General features: G+C 56.0%; 24 protein-coding genes and 1 other RNA gene. 16 read left to right on the top strand and 9 right to left on the bottom strand.

The window, feature by feature from the left end:
* Position 1 precedes the first annotated feature (1 nt).
* Both CTZ24_RS17845 and CTZ24_RS17840 read right to left on the bottom strand, forming a co-directional pair.
* Positions 2-451 carry a DUF441 domain-containing protein gene (locus CTZ24_RS17845; protein ID WP_021183547.1) on the bottom strand — a complete coding sequence of 150 codons (450 nt, stop codon included), beginning with the start codon at positions 449-451 and terminating at the stop codon, positions 2-4.
* A 70-nt stretch (positions 452-521) separates the two neighbouring features.
* A complete protein-coding gene (locus CTZ24_RS17840; protein ID WP_208724254.1) occupies positions 522-935 on the bottom strand; it encodes a lysozyme inhibitor LprI family protein in 414 nt (137 codons plus the stop codon).
* A gap of 173 nt (positions 936-1,108) precedes the next feature.
* On the opposite strand from CTZ24_RS17840, the gene CTZ24_RS17835 reads away from it, so the two are divergent.
* Positions 1,109-2,668, top strand: coding sequence for a methyl-accepting chemotaxis protein (locus tag CTZ24_RS17835; RefSeq protein ID WP_208725587.1), 1,560 nt, complete (start codon positions 1,109-1,111; stop codon positions 2,666-2,668).
* A 45-nt stretch (positions 2,669-2,713) separates the two neighbouring features.
* Here CTZ24_RS17835 and fbp read toward each other — a convergent pair whose 3' ends face one another.
* Positions 2,714-3,721: a class 1 fructose-bisphosphatase gene (gene fbp, locus CTZ24_RS17830; protein ID WP_021183544.1), complete on the bottom strand. Its 1,008-nt coding sequence runs from the start codon at positions 3,719-3,721 to the stop codon at positions 2,714-2,716.
* Between the two features lie 169 nt (positions 3,722-3,890).
* Between fbp and mpl the strand changes: the two genes are divergently transcribed.
* The gene (mpl, locus tag CTZ24_RS17825; protein WP_208724253.1) at positions 3,891-5,246 is read left to right on the top strand and encodes a UDP-N-acetylmuramate:L-alanyl-gamma-D-glutamyl-meso-diaminopimelate ligase; all 1,356 of its coding nucleotides are present in this window, start codon (positions 3,891-3,893) and stop codon (positions 5,244-5,246) included.
* Positions 5,247-5,295: 49 nt separating this feature from the next.
* Here mpl and yjgA read toward each other — a convergent pair whose 3' ends face one another.
* The gene (gene yjgA, locus CTZ24_RS17820) at positions 5,296-5,841 is read right to left on the bottom strand and encodes a ribosome biogenesis factor YjgA (protein ID WP_021183542.1); all 546 of its coding nucleotides are present in this window, start codon (positions 5,839-5,841) and stop codon (positions 5,296-5,298) included.
* Positions 5,842-5,957: 116 nt separating this feature from the next.
* On the opposite strand from yjgA, the gene pmbA reads away from it, so the two are divergent.
* From pmbA to CTZ24_RS17765, 11 genes are all read left to right on the top strand, one after another.
* Positions 5,958-7,298 carry a metalloprotease PmbA gene (pmbA, locus tag CTZ24_RS17815; protein ID WP_021183541.1) on the top strand — a complete coding sequence of 447 codons (1,341 nt, stop codon included), beginning with the start codon at positions 5,958-5,960 and terminating at the stop codon, positions 7,296-7,298.
* Positions 7,299-7,367: 69 nt separating this feature from the next.
* The gene (gene cybC / locus CTZ24_RS17810) at positions 7,368-7,754 is read left to right on the top strand and encodes a cytochrome b562 (RefSeq protein WP_021183540.1); all 387 of its coding nucleotides are present in this window, start codon (positions 7,368-7,370) and stop codon (positions 7,752-7,754) included.
* Between the two features lie 254 nt (positions 7,755-8,008).
* On the top strand, positions 8,009-8,341 hold the full coding sequence (locus CTZ24_RS17805) for a hypothetical protein (protein WP_021183539.1): 333 nt from the start codon (positions 8,009-8,011) through the stop codon (positions 8,339-8,341).
* A gap of 19 nt (positions 8,342-8,360) precedes the next feature.
* A complete protein-coding gene (locus tag CTZ24_RS17800; RefSeq protein ID WP_152521872.1) occupies positions 8,361-8,723 on the top strand; it encodes an SFCGS family glycine-rich protein in 363 nt (120 codons plus the stop codon).
* A 2-nt stretch (positions 8,724-8,725) separates the two neighbouring features.
* A complete protein-coding gene (locus CTZ24_RS17795; protein WP_013510658.1) occupies positions 8,726-9,025 on the top strand; it encodes a DUF4312 family protein in 300 nt (99 codons plus the stop codon).
* A gap of 27 nt (positions 9,026-9,052) precedes the next feature.
* Positions 9,053-9,829 (top strand): DUF4311 domain-containing protein, encoded by a 777-nt coding sequence (locus tag CTZ24_RS17790; protein WP_021183537.1) that lies wholly within the window; start codon positions 9,053-9,055, stop codon positions 9,827-9,829.
* Between the two features lie 12 nt (positions 9,830-9,841).
* Positions 9,842-10,483 carry a DUF4310 family protein gene (locus CTZ24_RS17785; RefSeq protein WP_021183536.1) on the top strand — a complete coding sequence of 214 codons (642 nt, stop codon included), beginning with the start codon at positions 9,842-9,844 and terminating at the stop codon, positions 10,481-10,483.
* A gap of 9 nt (positions 10,484-10,492) precedes the next feature.
* A complete protein-coding gene (locus CTZ24_RS17780) occupies positions 10,493-11,626 on the top strand; it encodes an amidohydrolase/deacetylase family metallohydrolase (RefSeq protein WP_208724252.1) in 1,134 nt (377 codons plus the stop codon).
* Complete coding sequence (locus CTZ24_RS17775; protein ID WP_208724251.1) at positions 11,610-12,731, top strand: DgaE family pyridoxal phosphate-dependent ammonia lyase; 1,122 nt, start codon at positions 11,610-11,612, stop codon at positions 12,729-12,731. Before CTZ24_RS17780 ends, CTZ24_RS17775 begins: the two co-directional genes overlap by 17 nt.
* Positions 12,728-13,465 carry a 2-dehydro-3-deoxy-phosphogluconate aldolase gene (gene dagF, locus CTZ24_RS17770; RefSeq protein ID WP_021183533.1) on the top strand — a complete coding sequence of 246 codons (738 nt, stop codon included), beginning with the start codon at positions 12,728-12,730 and terminating at the stop codon, positions 13,463-13,465. Before CTZ24_RS17775 ends, dagF begins: the two co-directional genes overlap by 4 nt.
* Before the next feature lie 23 nt (positions 13,466-13,488).
* Entirely contained in the window at positions 13,489-15,399 is a 1,911-nt protein-coding gene (locus tag CTZ24_RS17765) for a BglG family transcription antiterminator (protein WP_208724250.1), read from the top strand.
* A 125-nt stretch (positions 15,400-15,524) separates the two neighbouring features.
* On the opposite strand, the gene CTZ24_RS17760 is transcribed toward CTZ24_RS17765, so the two are convergent.
* A complete protein-coding gene (locus CTZ24_RS17760) occupies positions 15,525-16,424 on the bottom strand; it encodes a LysR family transcriptional regulator (protein ID WP_013510651.1) in 900 nt (299 codons plus the stop codon).
* Between the two features lie 128 nt (positions 16,425-16,552).
* Between CTZ24_RS17760 and CTZ24_RS17755 the strand changes: the two genes are divergently transcribed.
* Positions 16,553-17,254, top strand: a complete 702-nt coding sequence (locus CTZ24_RS17755; protein ID WP_208724249.1) for a pirin family protein — start codon at positions 16,553-16,555, stop codon at positions 17,252-17,254.
* Between the two features lie 29 nt (positions 17,255-17,283).
* Here the strand turns inward: CTZ24_RS17755 and dolP are convergent, their stop codons facing one another.
* Genes dolP through CTZ24_RS17735 form a run of 4 tightly spaced genes read right to left on the bottom strand, consistent with a single transcriptional unit; the run spans position 17,284 to position 20,877 of the window.
* The gene (gene dolP, locus CTZ24_RS17750; RefSeq protein WP_021183530.1) at positions 17,284-17,856 is read right to left on the bottom strand and encodes a division/outer membrane stress-associated lipid-binding lipoprotein; all 573 of its coding nucleotides are present in this window, start codon (positions 17,854-17,856) and stop codon (positions 17,284-17,286) included.
* Positions 17,857-17,870: 14 nt separating this feature from the next.
* Positions 17,871-18,458 carry a DnaA initiator-associating protein DiaA gene (gene diaA / locus CTZ24_RS17745; RefSeq protein ID WP_013510648.1) on the bottom strand — a complete coding sequence of 196 codons (588 nt, stop codon included), beginning with the start codon at positions 18,456-18,458 and terminating at the stop codon, positions 17,871-17,873.
* A gap of 14 nt (positions 18,459-18,472) precedes the next feature.
* On the bottom strand, positions 18,473-18,868 hold the full coding sequence (locus CTZ24_RS17740; RefSeq protein WP_013510647.1) for a YraN family protein: 396 nt from the start codon (positions 18,866-18,868) through the stop codon (positions 18,473-18,475).
* Entirely contained in the window at positions 18,826-20,877 is a 2,052-nt protein-coding gene (locus tag CTZ24_RS17735; RefSeq protein WP_208724248.1) for a penicillin-binding protein activator, read from the bottom strand. The genes CTZ24_RS17740 and CTZ24_RS17735 overlap by 43 nt, the downstream gene beginning before the upstream one ends.
* A gap of 62 nt (positions 20,878-20,939) precedes the next feature.
* Between CTZ24_RS17735 and rsmI the strand changes: the two genes are divergently transcribed.
* Entirely contained in the window at positions 20,940-21,803 is an 864-nt protein-coding gene (gene rsmI, locus CTZ24_RS17730; protein ID WP_208724247.1) for a 16S rRNA (cytidine(1402)-2'-O)-methyltransferase, read from the top strand.
* A 33-nt stretch (positions 21,804-21,836) separates the two neighbouring features.
* An RNA gene (rnpB, locus tag CTZ24_RS17725) (RNase P RNA component class A) lies at positions 21,837-22,215 on the top strand.
* Positions 22,216-22,376 lie beyond the last annotated feature (161 nt).

Below are 22,376 nucleotides of genomic sequence, written 5' to 3'. Positions count from 1 at the left end.
GTTACTTCGCTGCGACAAACAGCGAGACAATGCCCGCAGCAATCAATGGTCCGACCGGAACGCCCCGGAAGAACGCCACACCAATCACCGTCCCAATCAATAAGCCGCCAATCACCGAGGGTTGCGCGCTCATAAAGTGCACGCCGCGCCCCCCCAACCATGCCACAAACACCCCGACCAGAATCGCCACAATCGATTGCCAGTTGGCAAAAGATTTAATCAACGAAGACGCTGGCAGCGATCCACTGGCCAGCGGTGCCATGACCGCCACGGTCAAAATAATAATCCCGAGTTGAATTCCCTGTTTTTCGACATAAGGGAAGAACTGCGCCAGCGGGGTGATTTTAATCGCCAACAGAATCAGAATGGAGATGGTGACGGCGTTGTTGTGGACGAAATAGCTCAGAACGGCGAGGCAAATCAGAATGATGGTCGAGGCATAAGCAGCCATGATTTCTCCCTGAGAATTGATGGGGCGTTGACAATTGCCAACGCGAAGCGGTTTTTACCGCCCCCATTTATCAACAATCATCGGGATTCGCGCAACTGCCTTTGTTAATAGATTGCAGCATCAGTGCCTGATTGCGTACCAAATCGACCCCTTGTGCACCAAGCGAAAGCATGGCCATAGTGCCCTGATTGGCGGAAAAGTAGCTCTTGCTGGCATCAAGCCAGCTATCACGATAAGCCAGCCAGGCACGCTGGGCGCTTTTTAATTTGGCTTTAGGTGCACCAGTTAATTTTTTCATCATTTGGTTGTACTGGTTGTTCATCTCCTGATCCCACGCCTTATTAGCTGCGTCATAACATTGAGACATCCCGACAGTACTGGATTCACGGTTCAGGCAACGCTGCAATTTCTGATCGATGAGATTGTCCTGTGCGCCCGCATAACCACTCAGCAACAGACAGGCAACCGGGAGCCATTTTTTCATTCTGGAATTCCTCAATCGGGGTTGGAGTAACGTTAGCATTATTGAAGAACAGGTGATCATCATTAGATTGACCATCAACAATGGTTAAAGTTTAGCGAGGTGACTGCCGATAACTTATCCGTTTTAGGGCTGCTGGATTTCTGCCTTTTTCTACACACACGGGTACTAACATGATCAAAAATTTATCAGTACGGACCGGTCTACTCACACTACTCGCCTTTATGACATTGCTGCTGTTGGCGGTCAGCACCCTGGGAATTTACGCCATCAATGCCGGCAATCAGTCGCTGGATGTGATCAATCGTATTCAGGGCATTGAACTCAATAGCCTGTATCAAAGCAACGCTGATCTGATGCGTGCTCGCGCCAGTGGTGCGCTGGCGGTGCGCAAAATCGAAATTGGCCTGCTGGATGAGGGGGCCGCAGTGACCAAACAGGCCCAGGCTGATGTTGTCACCTCGCAAAAGCATCTGAAGGATTTTGTCGATGCTGGCACCGTGACGGCCCAGGGCAAAATCCTGGCTGATGCGGTGGCAGCCAGCTTTGGCGCTTATCTGCAACAAGGTATTGCGCCGATGATGGATGCGCTGCAAAAGCAGTACACCGATGAATATTACACGGTACTGGAAGGCAACCTCTCCACTCTGGCGGCCAACTACGCCAAAGCGGTGAACGATTTCAGCTTGTACGCCGATCAAGTCTCTGCTGATCGCCTGGCGAAGGCGGCGCGTAATGAAACGCAGATGAAAATCCTGATTGGCATTGCCGTGGTGCTGACGGTGGTGTTGATCGTACTGGCGTGGCAGATCCTGCGTCGACTGTTGCTGACACCGCTGGAAAGTGCGATTGGCCATCTGCAACGGGTAGCTGAAGGGGATCTGTCACAAACCTTGCCCGAAACCACCCACAATGAGCTGGGACGCCTGAATCAGGCGCTGGCGGTGATGCAGTTGGCCCTGCGCGATTCCGTCAGCCAGGTGCGCGAAGCCAGCCTGCAAATTGATGTCGGCAGCCGTGAGCTGGCGGCCGGGACGGTGCACCTTTCCCAGCGTACTGAGGAGTCGGCAGCGTCGCTGGAGCAAACTGCTGCCAGCATGGAGCAGCTCACCGCCACGGTACGACTCAACGCCAGCAATGCTCAGCAGGCGCATCAATTGGCGAACAGCGTTTCTGACACCGCCGATCGTGGCGCAGAAGTGGTGTGCTATGTAATTGAGAAGATGCAGGAAATCACCCACAGCTCCGATCGCATCGCCGATATTCTCAGCGTGATTGATGGCATCGCATTCCAGACCAACATTCTGGCCCTGAACGCGTCAGTGGAAGCGGCCCGCGCGGGTGAACAGGGGCGTGGTTTCGCCGTGGTGGCAAATGAGGTGCGTACCCTGGCGGGACGCAGTGCCACCGCCGCGAAGGAGATTCGTGAGCTGATCAGCGACTCGCAAACCCGTGTCAAAGAGGGCAGCGTCATGGCGACGCAGGCGGGTGAAACGATGGATGAAATCTCCAGTGAGGTGATGCGCGTGACCACGCTGATGAAGGAGATTTCGGTTTCCTCTGAAGAGCAGAGTCGCGGTATTGAGCAGGTCAATCAGGCGGTGACGCAAATGGACGAGGTGGCGCAGCAGAATGCGGCGTTGGTGGAGGAAGCCAGTGCGGCAACCCAATCGCTCGAAGCGCAATCGCAGCAGCTACAGGCATCAATGGCGCAGTTTCGTATCGCCACTGCTTAAAACCATCGCGGCGCGATAAATCGCGCCGCGACTTTATGCTAGCAATCAGCCCTGGTGATCATCCGGGAACTCGCGCAGGAAGCGCTCGACGTCATCCACCATCGCGTCATTACCGCAGAAGAACGGGCAGCGCTGGTGCAGGGTTTCTGGTTGAATATCGAGAATACGTTGTTTACCGTCGCTGGCTTTACCGCCTGCCTGCTCGGCAAGGAACGCCATTGGGTTGCATTCGTACAGCAAACGCAGCTTACCTTTCGGGTGGCTGGCGGTGCTTGGGTAGAGATAAATTCCGCCTTTCAACAGGTTACGGTGGAAATCTGCCACCAGAGAACCGATGTAGCGTGAGGTATAAGGACGTTTAGTCGCAATATCCTCTTCCTGGCAGAACTTCAGATATTTTTTCACGCCCTGCGGGAAGCGAATGTAGTTTCCTTCGTTGATGGAGTAGGTATAGCCCTTCTCCGGGAAGGTCATACGTTCGTGGCTCAGGCAGAATACCCCAAGTGACGGATCGTAAGTAAAGGCGTGAACGCCAACCCCGGTGGTGTAAACCATCATGGTAGACGAACCGTAGACCACGTAACCTGCGGCAACCTGCTTGTGACCCGGCTGCATAAAGTCAGCTTCGGTAACCGGTGTTCCCGGCGGTGAAACACGGTGGTAGATCGAGAAGATTGTGCCAACGGAAACGTTAACGTCGATGTTGGAAGAACCGTCGAGTGGGTCCATCAGCACCACGTATTTACCGTGCTCAACGCCTTCAAAGATGACGAACTCATCTTCTTCTTCAGAGGCGATACCAGCCACAATGCCGCGCGCTTTCAGTGCCGCTTTCAGCTTTTCGTTCGCGAACAGGTCCAGCTTCATCTGCTGTTCACCCTGGACGTTTTCCACGCCACTGGCGCCAAGAATATCCACCAGACCCGCTTTGTTGATGTCGCGGTGGATAATTTTAGCTCCCAGCTTGATGGCTGAAATCAGCGCCGTCAGTTCACCTGTGGCGTGAGGAAAGTCGTGTTGCTTCTCGACGATAAATTCGCCTAACGTTTTCATAACACATTCCCTGAATCTACGATGGAGTGGCAGCCACTGTAACAAACTGCCAACGTATGCGTACGCAGTTTAGCCGATTGAACTTCAAAAACCATAGGCCAAATCCGTTTCTTCCACTTGCACTCGGGGTTAAACTGAGCGCCGGACTTATGAGTAATGGAACAAATTTATGCGTATTCACATCCTTGGGATTTGTGGCACTTTCATGGGCGGCCTGGCGATGCTGGCCCGCTCGCTGGGCCACCAGGTGACCGGCTCTGACGCCAATGTCTATCCGCCAATGAGCACCTTGCTGGAGCAGCAAGGCATTGAATTAACGGAAGGTTATGATGCCAGCCAGCTCGATCCTGCACCCGATATGGTGATCATTGGTAACGCCATGACACGCGGAAATCCCTGTGTGGAAGCTGTGCTGGAACGCAACATTCCCTACCTCTCTGGTCCACAGTGGCTGCACGATTATGTGCTGCGTGACCGCTGGGTGCTGGCAGTGGCCGGTACTCACGGCAAAACCACGACAGCCGGCATGGCGGCGTGGATTCTGGAGGCTTGTGGCCTTGAACCTGGCTTCATTATTGGTGGTGTGCCAGGAAATTTCGATGTATCAGCAAAATTAGGAAAAAGCCCGTTCTTCGTTATCGAAGCGGATGAGTACGACAGCGCCTTTTTCGACAAACGCTCCAAGTTTGTTCATTACTGCCCGCGCACACTGATTCTTAACAATCTGGAGTTCGATCATGCGGATATCTTTGACGATCTGCGGGCGATCCAGAAACAGTTCCATCATCTGATCCGTATCGTGCCGGGCCAGGGGAAGATCCTGCTGCCGGAACACGATCACAACCTGAAGCAGGTGATGGCGATGGGGTGCTGGAGCGAGCAGGAAACGGTGGGCGACAACGGCCACTGGCAGGCGAAAAAACTGACGCCGGATGCCTCACGCTGGGAAGTCTGGCTCGATGGCGCCAAAGTGGCGGAAGTGAGCTGGGGCCTGGTGGGCGAACACAACATGCATAACGGTCTGATGGCGATAGCCGCCGCGCGTCATGTCGGTGTGAAACCCGAAGATGCGGGCGAAGCGCTGGGGCGCTTTATCAACGCGCGCCGTCGTCTGGAATTGCGTGGTGAAGTGAATGCCATCAAGGTCTATGACGATTTTGCTCATCACCCCACGGCAATTCTGGCTACCCTGGCTGCGCTGCGTAGCAAAGTCGGCGGCACGGCACGTATTCTGGCGGTGCTGGAGCCGCGTTCCAATACCATGAAGATGGGCGTCAGTAAGAATGAACTGGCTCCGTCACTGGGACGTGCGGATGAGGTGTTCTTGTTCCAGCCACACCATATTCCGTGGCAGGTGTCGGACGTGGCTGATGCCTGTATCCAGCCTGCGCACTGGAGCGCGGATATCGATACGCTGGTGGAGATGGTGGCGAAGGTGGCACAGCCGGGCGATAACATCCTGGTGATGAGCAACGGCGGGTTTGGTGGGATCCATCAGAAACTGCTGGAGAGGCTGGGTCGTTAATCCGTAACGGCGCGATTTATCGCGCCGTTACGGTTCAGCAGTTTGAAGCTTATTGTGCTTCAGCCAGCTCACGCAAATACTGGAAAATCTGACGCGCGGATTTCGGTGGCTTGTTACCGGCTTTCTCTTTCTGCGCATTACGGATCATACTGCGCAGTTGCTGGCGATCCGCCTGCGGATAGAGGTTGATCACCTCGGCCATCACATCATCACCTTGCTCAATCAGACGATCGCGTAAGTTTTCCAGTTTATGGAACAGCGCAACCTGCTGGTTGTGGCGGTTTTTCAGCTTATCCAGTGCCTGGCGGATCGGATCTTCATCGCGCGCGCGCAGCATTTTGCCGATCAGCTGCAACTGGCGGCGGCGACCTTCTTTCTTAATACGCTGCGCCAGTTCAATCGCGGCACGTAAATCTTCGTCGAGTGGAATTTTATCGAGGGAGTTTTTCCCCAGATCAACTAACTCGGCACCCAGGCGCTTCAGCTCCTCGGCATCGCGTTTAATTTCGCTTTTACTGACCCAGATAATCTCTTCGTCTTCTTCTTCCTGATTATCCGGCACATCATCGAGCCAGTCTTCGGGCTGCTTGGTCATCTCTTGGCTCCCTAAAAAAAAGAGGCTAATCCTACCAGTTTATCGGGTGACTGCGAAATTGTTCTCTGAGTCTGATAGACTCAAAACATTCATACATAAGATTAGACGGCAGGTCGATGAACGTATCTACTCAGGTTGCAGAACAACGTAAAGTGTTGGAACAGGCTGTCGCACAGGCGCTGGAACTGGCGAAAGCCAGCACCGATGGCGCAGAAGTGGCGGTGACCAAAACCACCGGTATCGGTGTCAGTACCCGCTACGGCGAAGTGGAAAACGTCGAATTTAACAGCGATGGCGCACTCGGCATCACCGTTTATCATCAGAATCGCAAAGGCAGTGCTTCCTCGACCGACCTCAGCCCGGATGCCATCAAACGCACCGTGCAGGCGGCGATCGATATTGCCCGCTACACCTCAAGCGATCCCAATGCTGGCCCGGCGGATCGCGATTTGCTGGCGTTCGAGGCACCGGATCTCGATCTCTACCATCCGTGGGAGATCGATGCCGATCGCGCCATTGAGCTGGCCGCGCAGGCGGAACAGGCTGCGCTACAGGCTGACAAGCGTATCACCAACACCGAAGGCGGCAGCTTCAACAGCCACGTCGGTATCAAAGTTTTTGGCAACAGTCATGGCATGTTGCAAAGCTACTGCTCCAGCCGCCACTCGCTCTCCAGTTGCGTGATTGCCGAGCAGAACGGCGAGATGGAACGTGATTACGCCTACACCATTGGCCGTGATATCAACGATCTGCAAAGCGCGGATTGGGTTGGTGCTGAATGCGCGCGTCGCGTGCTGTCACGCCTGGCGCCACGCAAACTCTCCACCATGCAAGCGCCAGTGATTTTCGCCCCGGAAGTGGCAACCGGATTGTTTGGCCATTTGGTGGGGGCCATCAGCGGCAGCAGCGTCTATCGTAAATCCACCTTCCTGCTGGATGCGTTGGGCACGCAGATCCTGCCGGAATGGCTGACCATCGAAGAGAAACCGCATTTGCTGAAAGGGCTGGCCTCAACGCCGTTTGACAGCGAAGGGGTACGCACTCAGGCGCGTGACATTATCAAAAATGGCGTGCTGCAAAACTGGCTGTTGACCAGCTACTCCGCGCGCAAACTCGGTCTGCAAAGCACCGGCCATGCGGGCGGTATCCACAACTGGCGCATTGCCGGTCAGGGCCACAGCTTCGCAGATTTGCTGAAGCAGATGGGGCGTGGCCTGGTGGTGACCGAGCTGATGGGGCAGGGTGTGAGCGCCATTACCGGTGACTATTCACGCGGTGCTGCCGGTTACTGGGTGGAGAACGGTGAGATCCAGTACCCGGTGAGCGAAATCACCATCGCCGGCAACCTGAAGGATATGTGGCGCAATATGGTCACTGTCGGCAACGATATTGAAACCCGCAGCAACATCCAGTGTGGATCGGTGCTGCTACCGGAGATGAAGATCGCCGGTCAATAATGACATCGCTTCCTGAAGGCAGCCCGCAAGGCTGCCTTTTTTGTCAGTAAAATAAAAAAGGAATAAACGATGCGTAAGCATGTGATTGCAATGTTGTCTCTGTCGTTGTTGTTCTCCAGTGCCAGCTTATATGCGGCTGACCTGGAAAAAGATATGGATACCCTCAAAGATGGCCTGAGCACGGTTAAAAAAACTGATGATGCGCAGGAGATGCAAACCGCACTGGGCAAGATGCGCCAGGCGGCGGAGGATGCCAAAAAATCCACGCCGGAAAAGCTGGAAGGTCAGCCTGCTGATAGCGCCCAGATCAAGGATTTCCATGCCGGACTTGATTCATTGATCGCCCAGATTGATGTGGTCGACCAACTGGCGAAAGCCAACAAACTGGACGAAGCCAAAACCGAAGCGAAGAAACTGGAAGATATTCGCAACGCCAACCATAAGAAATTCCGCTGATAGTCAGGCCAGCTAATTGGCTGGCCTTATTTCCCTGGTCATATCTGACTGCCTGAATGCGTTAAATCCATCATTCTGTGTAAAACGTGATGCGTTTTGCATTATTCGTGCATCCTGCGATCTGGCGCACAGTTGCTCGCATGATTTCCACTTTGAGGTGGAAAAGATGCGTCTCCACAGCCAACAGCGAACAGCGTAATTTCTTCTCAACGCGAATTAACTGTCATTGTCCGCTGTAAACAGGAGTGAGCCAGGTGAGTAGTGAAGCTGTTCCGCTGAAACAAAGCACGCCGGAAGCGATTCAGGCGCTGGCGGATAACGTGATGATGCAGATTGCCGCGCTGTATGCCGCGCACCACATTGAACCCAATGCGGTGCAGCAGCAGATGCTGGCCTCACATGTGCGAGCAATGGCCTCGCGCTCCCTGACCGGTGAAGCGTTACCGGAAGTGGAAGCGGAGCTGTTTGAGGACATCTCGCCCGAGACCATGGCGCTGGCGCAGCAGGTGGTGGATCTGTTTGGCAACCTGCCACGCGAAGAGGCGTGGTTGCTGTCCGTCCACATTGAAGTAGCAAGATCGAATTAAGTCAGCAATCAAAGAGGAATTGAACATGGTAACGGTAGTCATTGGTGATCGTTTGGGTAAAGGGCAAAAAGTCGCGGCTGGCGTAGAGAAAGCCGGTGGGCGTGCCGTGGTGGTGCCGGGGGTAGCGGCAGATATGAAGCTGGGTGACGTCATGAAGGCAGAAAATGCGGATTTCGGCATCTCCTTCTGCGGCAGCGGCGGTGCGGGGGCAATTACCGCGCAGAACAAATATGGCTACAAATCAAAGCACGGTATGCGTTCGATTGATGAAGGCGTCACGGCGATTAACGAAGGTGCCAATGTCCTCGGTTTTGGTTTTATGGATAAAGAAGAGCTGGGTGAACGGCTGGTACAGGCCTGGAACAAAAAATACGGCAGCTAAGTATGAAACAACAATACGTGACTCAGGTAACGGTACAGGGCAAAGGTGACAGCAAAGCCAAAGCCTTTGCCGATGCCCTGAGTAAGGTGCAGCAGCAGGTGCTGCGCACCACACAAAAAATTCTGCTGCGCATCGAACCCCAGGATGTCCGGGTGCTGCGCGCGCAGGAGCGCGTTAAGACAGAGAAGTTTTTGTTCTTTTTCCTCGCGCGTGAGCGACGGAACTACAGCGTGGAGCTGGAGATTACCGTCAGCGTCACCGTGATCGATACCGAACAGGTGGAATTCACGGCGGCACCTTAACAACAGACGAAAAACAAAGGTAAACGCATGTTTTTAATTATTTTGTTTAAGTCGTTAATCATTGGCGGGTTGGTAGGGGTTGGCGTTGGAGCAGGTGCGGCGCGCATGTTCCATGCTCCTACCACGCAGGGCATGGGCGCGTTCCGTACGCTGGGCGAGCTTAACTCCTGTGAGGGCGATCCGGCATCGCACTTCTCCTTTGGTCTCGGCTTTTTCTTTAACGCCTGGGCTTCATCCGTTGCAGCGGGTTCCTTCACTCAGGATGTTGACCATCGCATCCTGCCGAACTGGGGCGCGGCGGCCCTGATGGTGAAAAACCGCAACGTAGCAGAAACACTACACAACCCGAAGAAGATGGCGATTGCCTGCGGCATCATCGGCATGATCGTCGTCGCCTTCCTGAACAGCACCGCTTCTGCCGTTCCGGCAGCGTTGCAGGTTACGGCGGTAAAAGTATTGGTACCGGCGGCCAACCTGCTGGTGAACACCGTGATGCCAGTGATTTTCTGGCTGGCAGCGATTGATGCCGGTAAGAAATCGGGCTTCTGGGCCACCATTTTCGGCGGCCTGGCGCAGCTGATTATGGGCAACGCCGTACCGGGCCTGGTTCTGGGTATCCTGATCGGTAAGGGTGTCGAGGAGAGCGGCTGGAACAAAGTCACCAAGGTGATGATGACCGCCATTGTGCTGCTGTTCGTGCTGAGCGGTTTCTTCCGCGGCTTTGACATGAAACTGCTGCAATCCTTCCAACTGGGTATTCCCGGCTGGCTGGACATGATTCACAACAGCCTCAGCGGCAAATAAGGAGCCATCAGCATGAACGAAAACAAAGGGTTCTGGTACGCCGACTGGTCTTTCCCGATTTTTGTCGGCCTGCTCTCCGCCGGGGTGTTTGCCGGTACGCATATGTACTACCTGTACGGCATTGGTGCTTTTAACGAAGTGGCGTTTGTCTCCATGCTGCGTTCCGGCATGGAAACCGGGGTCTACGGCGCGGTAGCGGCGTTCGGTGCCAGCTTCCTGTTCGCCCGTATAATCGAAGGTTCGCTGGTGGGGATTCTCGATATCGGCGGGGCGATTCAGACCGGCGTGGGTCTGGGGGTTCCGGCGTTGTTACTGGGCGCGGGCATTGTCTTCCCAGTCGCGAACTTCGCCGCCTCGCTGGCAACCGGTCTGGTGATTGGCGTGGCGATTGGCTACATCATCATCCTGGCGCGTAAGTTCACCATCAATCAGAGCGACTCCACCTACGGTGCCGACGTGATGATGGGGGCGGGTAACGCCTCTGGCCGCTTCCTCGGTCCGTTGATCATCCTGTCGGCAATGACCGCGTCAATTCCTATTGGTCTTGGTTCGTTGGCGGGTTCGCTGCTGTTTTACCTGTGGAACAAGCCGATTACCGGTGGTGCGATTCTCGGTGCCATGGTGCTGGGCGCGATCTTCCCGGTTTCTCTCTAAGGAGGGGGTATGTTTGATGTCATTCTCCGTCGTGCGCGTCTGTGCGACGGACAGCTGGTGGATATTGCGTGGCAGGACGGCAAAATCGCCGCACTGGGTAGCGTAAGCGGTCAGGCGGCACAAGAACGCGACCTGGCCGGGCGCTACTACCTCAGCGCAGGCTGGATCGACAGCCACGTTCACTGTTATCCCAAATCGCCGATTTATCACGACGATGCGGATGCCATCGGTGTGGCACAGGGGGTCACCACGGTGGTGGATGCCGGCAGCACCGGCGCTGATGATATTGACGATTTTTATCAGCTTACGCGACAGGTCACGACCGACGTTCGTGCGCTGATCAACATAGCCCGCACCGGCATTGTCACGCAAAACGAGCTGGCCGATATGGCGCAAATCGACGGTGAGGCGGTGGTGCAGGCTATTCAGCGTCGTCCCGATTTTATCGTCGGCCTCAAAGCGCGTATGAGCAGCAGCGTAGTGGGCGAAAACGGTATCCAGCCGTTAATCCGGGCCAAAGCCATCCAGCAGGCGGCGGGTGATCTGCCGCTGATGGTGCATATCGGCAACAACCCGCCGGTGCTGGAGGACATTGCCGATCTGCTGACTTCCGGCGACATCATCACCCATTGCTACAACGGCAAACCCAACCGCATTCTTACGCCGCAGGGCGAGCTGAAAGCCGCGGTGAAGAATGCGTTAGCGCGTGGTGTGCGGCTGGATATCGGCCACGGCAGCGCCAGCTTCAGCTTTGAGGTGGCGCGTCAGGCGATTGCGCAGGGCATTCTGCCTGACACCATCAGCTCCGATATCTACTGCCGCAACCGTATCAATGGCCCGGTGCACAGCCTGGCGCATGTGATGTCGAAATTCTTCAGCATTGGCATGACATTGCCGCAGGTGATCGACTGCGTGACACGCAAAGCCGCTGAAGGTCTGCGACTGAAAAACAAAGGTTGCCTGGCGGTCGGTTACGACGCCGACCTGACCATTTTTACCGTCAAAGAGGAAGCCCGCCCGTTCGTCGATGCTGAAGGCGAACAGGTGCTGGGTGAGCAACATCTGGTGCCGCTGGCCGCCGTGGTGGCGGGGCAATGGCATCTGACAGATGAAGGGAAAGCCAATCATGTCTTCGATTTATGAAAAATATGACCTGAAGCAGGTCATCAATGCCTCTGGTCGCATGACCATTCTTGGCGTATCGACCCCGGCAGCAGACGTGGTCGATACCGTGAAATACGGCCTTAACCACTACTTTGAGATGAAAGATCTGGTGGATAAAACCGGGGCGTATATCGCGCAACTGCTTGAGGTGGAAAGCGCAGTGGTGGTTTCCTGTGCGTCGGCGGGCATTGCGCAAAGTGTGGCGGCGGTGATCGTGAAAGATAACGCCTGGCTGCTGGAAAACCTGCATGCCGCACCACTCAGCGTGCCGCACGATATCGTGATGCCGAAAGGTCATAACGTCAATTTTGGCGCGCCGGTTGGCACCATGGTGGCATTGGGTGGTGGACGCCTGGTGGAGGCAGGCTACAGCAACGAATGTTCGCCAGAACAGCTGGCAGCGGCGATTACGCCGACGACCGCCGCGTTGCTGTATATCAAATCACACCATTGCGTGCAGAAAAGCCATCTCAGTGTCGAACAGGCGGCAGTGGTGGCGCGTAAGCATGGCATTCCGTTGATTGTCGATGCGGCAGCGGAAGAAGATTTGCAGTGCTACTACCAGATGGGCGCTGACCTGGTGATCTACAGCGGGGCGAAAGCGATTGAAGGACCAACCAGCGGTCTGGTGATTGGCCGCACCCAATATGTTGAGTGGGTGAAGCGCCAGAGTAACGGCATCGGTCGTGCGATGAAAGTCGGCAAAGAGGGCATCCTCGGCCTGACGCAGGCGATTGAAAACTATCTGTCGCAGGAGAAAACCACCGGCGCAGAGATGGTGGAAAAAATGACGCCGTTTATCGCCAACCTCAACACCCTGAATGGCGTCAGCGCGCGTGTGGTATGGGATGCTGCCGGACGTGACATCGCCCGTGCCGAAATCAAGTTCGACGAAGCGCAAACCGGCTGGGCCACTGGCGAGCTGGTGCAGGCACTGAAAAACGGCGTTATCGCCATCTATTTCCGTGGCTATAAAGCCAATGAAGGCATTATCGAGGCCGATGTGCGTAGCGTCAGCGACGATCAGCTGCATACCATTTTTACCGCCATCGAGGCGCTGCTCAGCGGGGAGAAACACGCATGACTCTGACTCCAAAATTTTATCAGGGCCGTCTGTGCCTCAATGTGCTGGCGGGTTCTAAACAGAATGCGCGCGATATCTGGGAAGCGGCGGATGGTTATGTGTTGGTGGGCGTGTTGTCGAAAAACTACGCCAGCACTGAGGCGGCAATTGCCGATATGCGCGAATATGCTGCGCTGATTGATAACGCGATTTCGGTTGGACTGGGTGCCGGGGATCCCAATCAATCGGCGATGGTGAGTGAGATTGCAGCTGAGCTGCAACCGCAACACGTTAACCAGGTGTTCACCGGCGTCGCGACCAGTCGCGCGCTGCTCGGCCAGCATGACACCGTGGTCAACGGCCTGATTTCCCCCACCGGCACGCCGGGTCTGGTCAAAATCTCCACCGGACCGCTGAGTGCGCAAGGGCCGGATGCCATCGTGCCAATCGACAGCGCGATTCGCTTGTTGCAGGACATGGGCGGCAGCTCGGTGAAATACTTCCCGATGGGGGGATTGAAAGCGGTAGCGGAGTACCGCGCGGTGGCGGAAGCCTGTGCGCGTAACAACTTCTGGCTGGAACCCACCGGCGGTATTGATCTCGACAATTTTGAAGAGATTGTTCGCATTGCGCTGGAGGCGGGCGTCAGTAAAGTGATTCCGCACGTCTACAGTTCGATTATCGATAGCGCGACTGGCGACACACGCATTGACGATGTGCGTCAGCTTCTGGCAACGTGCAAAAAGTTGTTGTAACAATTAAGTAACAGGTGAAGCCCGTGAGATTTCCCAACCAGCGTCTGGCCCAACTTTTCGCTGCGCTGCAAACCGAAACGCTGCCGCAGGATGAGCTGGCGCGACGTTTTTCCGTGTCCACTCGCACGGTGCGCACCGATATCACGGCGCTTAACGCGCTGTTGGCGCAGCATGGTGCGCAGTTCGTGCTGGCGCGTGGCGAGGGTTATCAACTGAAGGTGGAGGACGCGCTGCGTTTTGGTCAGCTCCAGGCACAAACCGCGGCACCGCTGCGCGTGCCGCGTACCTCACAGGAACGGGTGCGTTATCTGCTCAGTCGTTTTCTCACCGCTGCATATTCGCTGAAGCTGGAAGATTTGTCGGAAGAGTGGTTTGTCAGCCGCGCGACCCTGCAAAGCGACATGGCTGAGGTGCGTGAATGGTTCGGGCGTTATCATCTGAATATCGAAACCAAACCGCGTTACGGAATGAAGCTGTTCGGCAGCGAAGCGGCGATTCGCACCTGCCTGACTGATTTGCTGTGGCAAATCGACCAGGATACGCCGGACAGCCCGCTGTTAACGGTGGAAACGCTACACAGCGGCATGCTGGAGCAGTTGCAACCGCTGCTTCAGCATTGTTTCTCGCAGCACGCCATTCGCCTCAGCGATGAAGGTGAACGCTATCTGCAAATCTATTGCGCGGTGGCAGTACGGCGCATCAGCGAAGGTTTTCCGCTGAACGATCCGGGTGCGGAGGATGTCGGCGAGGAGGTGCGTGAAGCCGCGCAGCAACTGATTAACCTGATGCGGCCGCTGGTGGGAAAACCGATCTCTCAGGCGGAAGAGAACTGGCTGCGCGTCAACATCGCTGCCCGCCAGATTCAGGCACTGGCCCCCAGCACCATCAATGCCGATGATGCGGATGCGCTGGTCGATTACCTGCTGAATTACATCAACACGCACTACAACTATCGTCTGCAACAGGATGAACAGTTGCGTGCCGATCTGCTCACCCATATCAAAACCATGATCACCCGGGTGCGTTACCAGATCCATATCCCCAATCCGCTGCTGAGTAATATCAAGCAGCATTACCCGATGGCCTACGACATGACGCTGGCGGCGGTCACCAGTTGGGGGAAATATACCCCTTACAGCATCAGCGAAAACGAAATCGGTTTTCTGGTGCTGCATATCGGCGTCGGGCTGGAGCGTCACTATGATGTGGGCTATCAGCGTCACCCCCAGGTGCTGCTGGTGTGTGACAGCGGTAACTCTACCTTGCGCATGATTGAAGCGATGCTGCTACGTAAGTATCCCCAGTTGCAGGTGACGGGCCGCCTGTCGCTACGTGAATACGAGGCGCTTGCGGCTATTGATGAAGATTTTGTTATCTCCACCACCCGCTTGCGTGAGAAAAACAGCCCGGTGGTGGTGATGTCGCCGTTCCCAACGGAATTCCAGCTTGAGCAGCTCGGCAAACTGGTGCTGGTGGATCGTACCCGGCCTTATATGCTGGAAAAATACTTCGATGCACAGCATTTTCTGGTGGTGGACCAGCCGATGACGCAATCGGCGCTGTTCCATCAACTGTGCAACCAGCTTCAGCGTGAAGGCTATGTGGAAGACGATTTTTATCCCTCGGTTGAGGAACGTGAAGCGATTGTTAGCACCATGCTGGGGGAGGGGATTGCGCTGCCGCACTCGCTGGGTCTGCTGGCGAAGAAAACCGTGGTGTACACCGTGCTGGCACCGCAGGGCATCAGTTGGGGCGATGAAACCGCCTCGGTGATTTTCCTGCTGGCCATCAGCAAAAGTGAATATGAAGAGGCGATGGCGATTTATGACCTGTTCGTCACTTTCCTGCGCGAACGCGCAACCGCCCGGTTGCGTGACTGCGGCGATTTTGTCAGCTTCAAGGCCGTGGCGATGGATTGTTTGAGTCGCCTGTAACGGCGCGATTATTGCGTAATGCATTGTTCGTAGCGGCGCGATTCATCGCGCGGATTTTTCCTGCATCGCGCACGGAATTGCGCGATAAATCGCGCCGCCACGGAAAGGTTAGTCAGCGTTGCTGATTAACCTTTCTTCGCCAGCAAACGCGGGATCTCGCGCAGGCACCATGCTTTCGCTTCACCCATGCTGTCGCGGCGCCACGCCATAATGATATCCACCTCGCGGGTATATTCCGCACTCACCACGCGCAGACGTCCTTCGGCGATATCCTGCTCCACCAGCGAATAGGGCATGGTCGCCACACCCAGTCCGGCCAGCAGCGCTTTGCGTTTGTCTTCCATGCTGCTTACCGTCAGGCGCTGTTGCTTGTCCAGCAACTGCACGGTCAACACCGGGCGCTCGCGCGCGGTATCGGCCACTGCAATGCCGCGATACTTCACACGCGTCACCTCAGATTGTGGCTCGGCTTCCTGATGAATGGGATGATCCGGACTGGCGACATACACGCTCATCATGCTGTACAACTTGCGGGTGTTGATTTCCGTTGAGGCGCGGAAATGCATATCCGGCGCAATGACGATATCGGCACGCCCCTGCTCCAGCCGCTCCCAGGCACCGGCCAGCACTTCGGTCACCAGGGATATCTGGGTATTGGCTTTGTCCGCCAGTTTGGTCACCAGCGGGAACAGGTGTTCGGTGGGCACCAGCGCCTCGGTGACGATGGTGAGATGGGTTTCCCAACCGCGCGCCAGCGCTTCAGCGTCGGTGGTGAGTTTGTCGGCGGCTTCCAACAGCACGCGGCCACGTTCCAGCAGCATGCGTCCTACGTTGGTGAATTTAGTGCGGTGACCGGAGCGGTCAAACAGCACGACATCCAGCTCCTCTTCCAGCTTCTGCATGGTGTAGCTCAATGCGGAAGGTACACGTCCCAGCTCGTCGGCCGCAGCCGCAAAGCTGCCGCGCCGGTCAATAGCATCCATCACACGTAAAGCTTCCAGGGTTAACGCGCGCTCTTTTGCCATGCCGATTCTCTGTCAGGAAATTTGAACATGCCAGGCAGATTAACTGGCTAACAATCCGGCGTCCAGCCTTTTACCATAATCCTATAAACCTGCGGTCGTATCATCCCGCAGAGCGTCGGAGGTAAATCATGATGACAACCCGCTGCGCGTCAGCATGTGGCCAGGCCGATTTCGGTTGGTTGCAGGCGCGTTACAGCTTCTCATTTGGCCACTATTTTGATCCGAAACTGATGGGCTATGCCTCACTGCGCGTGCTCAATCAAGAAGTGCTGGCACCCGGTGCTGCCTTCCAGCCCCGCACCTATCCTCAGGTTGATGTACTCAACCTGGTACTACAGGGCGAGGCGGAGTACCGCGACAGCGAGGGCAACCATATTATCGCCCGTGCCGGTGAAGCGCTGCTGTTGTCGGCGCGCCAGGGCGTGAGCTATAGCGAAATCAATCTCAGCAAAGATCAACCGCTGACACGTATGCAGTTGTGGCTGTCGGCGTGCCCGGAACGCGAGAATCCGTTGTTGCAGAAAATGTCGCTGCCCGAGCAGACCTCTTTCCTGTTGGCTTCGCCAGACGGTGCGGAAGGCAGTTTACAGCTGCGTCAGCAGGTGTGGATTCATCAGGTAACGCTGGCTCCCGGCGAGCAACATAGCGTGAAGCTGAACGGTCCACGCGCCTATCTGCAATCGATCCACGGATCGGTGGATGTGCAGGCGAGCAGTGCGCATCAGGAAAAGCTAAGCTGTGGCGATGGGGCATTTCTGGCAGAAGAACAGCAGATTACGTTGCAGGCGAAAACGCCGTTACGTGCGTTGGTGATTGATATACCGGTGTAAAAAAGGGCGGCTGATGCCGCCCTGAAGGTTTATTTCAGAATGGTAAAGGCGGTGGTGACGTGCTTCACACCGCTTACCCGGCTGGCGATATCCGCCGCCGCTGCCGCTTCCTGTTGTGTCACCAGACCCAGCAGGAACACTTCGCCGTTTTCGGTGGTCACTTTCACGTTCGACGATTTCACCTGATCGCTGCCCAGCAGTTGTGAGCGGATTTTGGTGGTGATCCAGGTGTCATTAGAGGATGTACCGAGGCTGACTTTCTGGCCGGTACGGATTTCGTTGTACACCTCAGTCGCGCCATCGACACCCATCGCGATCTGTTTCGCGCGGCTGGCGAGATCCGCCGACGGTGACTGACCGGTCAGTAGCACTTTGCCCTGATAGGCGGTCACTACGACGCGCGCCTGGTTTTTGATCTGTTCATCTTTTGCCAGCGCGTTGCTGACGCGTAACTCCAGCGTACCGTCATCCACCTGGGTGCCCACGGTGCGGGGATCGGTGGCGGTTTTGGTGGCTACTGCGGCACCGCCAGCGACGACAGCAACGCAGCCCTGCAACATCATGGCGGTGAAAAGAATGGCGACAGCGTTCAATGCTTTCATCTTAGCTCCTTCAGTCATTCCTGGTGGGGGAACAAGGTGTTATCGATCAAATCGCACAGGCAGTTCAGCGTCAGCATATGCATCTCCTGAATACGCGCACTGCGATGTGACGGAATGCGAATTTCCACATCGTGTGGGCCGAGCAGGCCGGCCAGCTCACCGCCGTCGTAGCCGGTCAGCGCCACGATGGTCATATCGCGTGTAACCGCAGCTTCAACCGCTTTAATAATGTCACGGGTGTTGCCACGGGTGGAAATGGCCAGCAGAACATCACCGGCCTGGCCAAGCGCTCGCACCTGCTTGGCATAAATTTCATCGTGCAACCGATCGTTACCAATGGCCGTCAGCATTACGTTGTCGGCACTGAGCGCCAGCGCGGGCAGGCTGGGGCGTTCGGTCTCAAACCGGTTGATCATACTGGCGGCAAAATGCTGAGCGTTGGCCGCTGACGCGCCATTACCACAGCTAAGGATTTTGTTACCGCTCAGCAGCGACTGCACCAACGTCATGGCCGCACGGGAAATGGCATCCGGCAGCGCCTCGGCGGCAGCGATTTGAGTCTGAATACTTTCGGTAAAACACGCTTTAATTCTGTCCTGCACAAGACCACCTGGTTCTACACATCGGCATGAAAGGCATCGGGCAGCCACTCCAGCTCGCGCCCGGTAATGGCTATGATGTCAAAGCGGCAATTTACCGTGTCAAAACTGCCGTTACGTCCCAGCAGCCATAGCGCTGCGGTACGGAGTAGCTTTTGTTGTTTCTGACGCGTTACGCTGGCGGCTGCACCGCCAAAACGCGCATCGCGTCGATAGCGCACTTCGACAAAGACCCAGCAGTCGCCATCCTGCATGATGAGGTCAATCTCACCGCTGCGACAGCGAACATTGCTGGCAATCCATTGCAGCCCGGCGCGCTCCAGATAGCGGCGCGCCTGCTGCTCTTGCTCAGCGCCAATGCGCTGGCGATTTACTGTACCGGAACGATTTGTCCCTGACGATACTGGTTCCATGCCAACTTCCTGTTGATCACGCAATCCGGGGTGGCGCTCAGCTTGCCGGTGTTGCCATCAATGGCAAAGCCCGGAACCTGACGCATCTGGTTAAAGTGGTTCGCCAACGTCCAGGCATCAATGCCCATTGCGTACAGGCGTACCAGCGAATAATCATTGTTAAACGACTTCGCCGCTTGCTGCATCAGCGCCGGGTTGCTACCCGAAAGCAGCGGAATGTCACTGAATTGTAAGCCATCCATCTCCAGACGGAAGTCCGGACCCGCACCGGCCTGGAAGCTGCGTGAGCTGGCGTACAACGCGATATTGTTGCGGCTGCTGGTACGCATCGCAATCATCGGCTTGATCAGCTGTAGCTCATCCTGGTTGGCGACGATATACACCGCATCAAGGCTGCCACCGCTGGTATCGGCTACCGGGGTGCTGGTCTGCGGCGCCGGGATGTTCAATCCGGCAATCGATACGCCCTGCGACTGTGCGGGTTCCACCACCAGCGGTGTGCCACTCAGGTTGATACCGGCACCGCTGTTGATACCCTGTTTCAGCTCGCTGACGGAACCAAAACGTTGTTGCAACACGGTCGAACCACCCAGCGTCTGCCACTCTTGCGCAAAGGCCTTACCAACACGATCGCCATAACTGTTACGCGGCAACAGCAGCAGCGGCTGGCGTTTGCCTTGATCCCACATATGGTGGGCGGCATCGCGCGCTTCGTCTTCAGGAGAAAGCGCAAAGTAACAAATATTCGGATGGTTCTGGATCTGTTCCGGCTCGTTCAGGGCCAGTACGTTAAGCGGCGAGTTGCTGTTAGCGACAGTCTCTACATCACTTTTCAACAGCGGGCCGACGACGATGGTTGCGCCATCCTGCTGCGCCTGCTGCATCACCTGCTGAATCGGCTGACTGCTGGTGTCATACACCTTGACCTGGGCATTGCTATCACCTGCGCTGGCTGCCGGGGCAGGTGCAGCAGCAGGTTGCGGCTGGGTGCTTTGATCCGGGGTGATGGCAGCAGCGGCCGGGCTGACTACGGTATTGGCGGTCGCATCTGGCGTTGCAGCGGCTGGCTGCGGCTGGGCGCTGGCATCCGCGCTCGCCGGTGTCGCTGTCGGCTGTGGTTGTGGGGCTGCGGCCGGGGCGGTTAGCACACCGTTTTTCGCATCGTTAAAGCCTTTCTGAATGGCGTTGGCGAAGATCTGCGCCTGACCATTCAGCGGCAGCAGCAACGCGATGGTGCTGGTCGAAGCTTTGCTGAAGTTCTGCACCTGACTCAGGGCGGTCGGCAGGGTTTTGGCACCCGGATTGAGCGGATAGCGTGTTTGCCAATCCTTGATGGCGGCTTTCAGCATTTCCGGGTCCTGGCTGTTGGTATGCCAGGTGTTGAGCAGATCCAGCCAGCCCTGCAAGGTATTCTCGTCGGCATTGATCACCAGGCTGTTGAGCTGATCTTTGGTCATCTGCGTCAGCGCCTGCCAGGTGGCGTCAATATTGCTCTGGTGATCGTCCGCTTTCAGCAGCGGTTCCTGAGCGATATAGGCGCGCAGCAATGCCAGCGAGGGACGATTCTGAGCGGCAGCGATTTGCAGGCCGTAGAAGCGCGCCTGTTGATCCTGCGACAGACCGTCGGTTTTCACCTGGCTCAACAGTTGCTGTGCACCGTTGAAATCCTGCTGACCAATCTGCATCTGCGCCCGCAGCAACTGTAATTCCTGCTGCTGCACATCAGAGAGCTGCTGCGGCAATTGTTTGATCTGATCGCTGGCCTGTGGATACTTTCCTTCCTTCAACAAGGCACGGATGGCAAGTAATTGCCAGTCGGTCTTGCTATCATCGCTGCTTTGCTGCACCTGTTGCAGGTAATAGTCAGACTGGGCCGTGATCGGACCCTGAACATTGACGGAAGACGTTTGCTGTGGTCCCTGACCGCTACAGGCGGCTAAAATTAGCCCAGCGAGAAGAACAGGTACAAAGCGTCCTGCTTTACGACGTAAGACTTTTGAAGGAAGCATACTGTATCCAGTGATGTTTTTTTCTAGATGCTCAATATTAAATCGGCAATTCGGATGAAACAATGAAACAACTCGATCGGGCAGACATTTCTGCCAGCACGCTCTATATCGTTCCTACCCCGATCGGTAACCTGGGTGATATTACGCAGCGTGCGTTAACGGTGCTTGCGAGCGTCGATCTGGTCGCTGCGGAAGATACACGTCATACCGGGCTGTTGCTACAACATTTCGCCATCAATGCGCGACTGTTCGCACTTCACGACCACAATGAGCAGCAGAAAGCCGAAGTGCTGCTGGCCAAATTGCAGGAAGGCCAAAGCATTGCGCTGGTTTCTGATGCCGGAACGCCGTTAATCAACGATCCCGGTTATCATCTGGTGCGTCGTTGCCGTGAAGCGGGTATCCGCGTGGTGCCCTTACCGGGTGCCTGCGCGGCGATTACAGCATTAAGCGCAGCGGGATTACCGTCCGATCGTTTCTGTTACGAAGGGTTTCTGCCGGCGAAAACCAAGGCGCGCTGCGATGCTTTACGTGCTCTGGCGCAGGAGCCGCGCACCCTGATCTTCTACGAATCGACCCACCGTTTAATCGATAGCTTACAGGATATGGTCAGTGAGCTGGGGGCTGAACGTTATGTGGTGTTGGCGCGGGAAATTACGAAGACCTGGGAGTCATTGCACGGTGCGCCAGTGGCCGAGCTATTGGCCTGGGTGCTGGAAGATGAAAATCGCCGCAAAGGGGAGATGGTGCTGGTGGTGGAAGGCCATAAGGCCGATGAAGAAGCCTTACCGGCAGATGCGCTGCGCACCCTGGCGCTGCTACAACAGGAGCTGTCCTTGAAGAAGGCGGCTGCGCTGACGGCGGAAATTCACGGTGTGAAGAAGAACGCACTGTATCGCTACGCACTCGATCAGCAAGAGGCGTGACAAACGACGGCGGATCGCCTATTATCCCGCGCCGAAGCTGACCAGACAGTCGCCGCTTTGTCGTCGTCCCTCTTCGGGGGGAGACGGGCAGAGGGGAGGAAAGTCCGGGCTCCATAGGGCAGGGTGCCAGGTAACGCCTGGGGGGCGCAAGCCTACGACCAGTGCAACAGAGAGCAAACCGCCGATGGCCCAGTAATGGGATCAGGTAAGGGTGAAAGGGTGCGGTAAGAGCGCACCGCGCGGCTGGTAACAGTTCGCGGCACGGTAAACTCCACCCGGAGCAAGGCCAAATAGGGGTTCACAAGGTACGGCCCGTACTGAACCCGGGTAGGCTGCTTGAGCCAGTGAGCGATTGCTGGCCTAGATGAATGACTGTCCACGACAGAACCCGGCTTATCGGTCAGTTTCGACTTTTTAATGCAAAAACCCCGCTTCGGCGGGGTTTTTGTTTTTGCCCGGAATGAATAACTGTCCACTCCTCTTTCTATGAAAAGAACGCGGCTTATCGGTCAGTTTCGGCTTTTTAATGCAAAAACCCCGCTTCGGCGGGGTTTTTGTTTTTGCCCGGAATGA

Source organism: Pantoea phytobeneficialis (genome assembly GCF_009728735.1).
Taxonomy (GTDB): domain Bacteria; phylum Pseudomonadota; class Gammaproteobacteria; order Enterobacterales; family Enterobacteriaceae; genus Pantoea; species Pantoea phytobeneficialis.
This window is presented reverse-complemented; position numbering and strand designations above follow the sequence as displayed.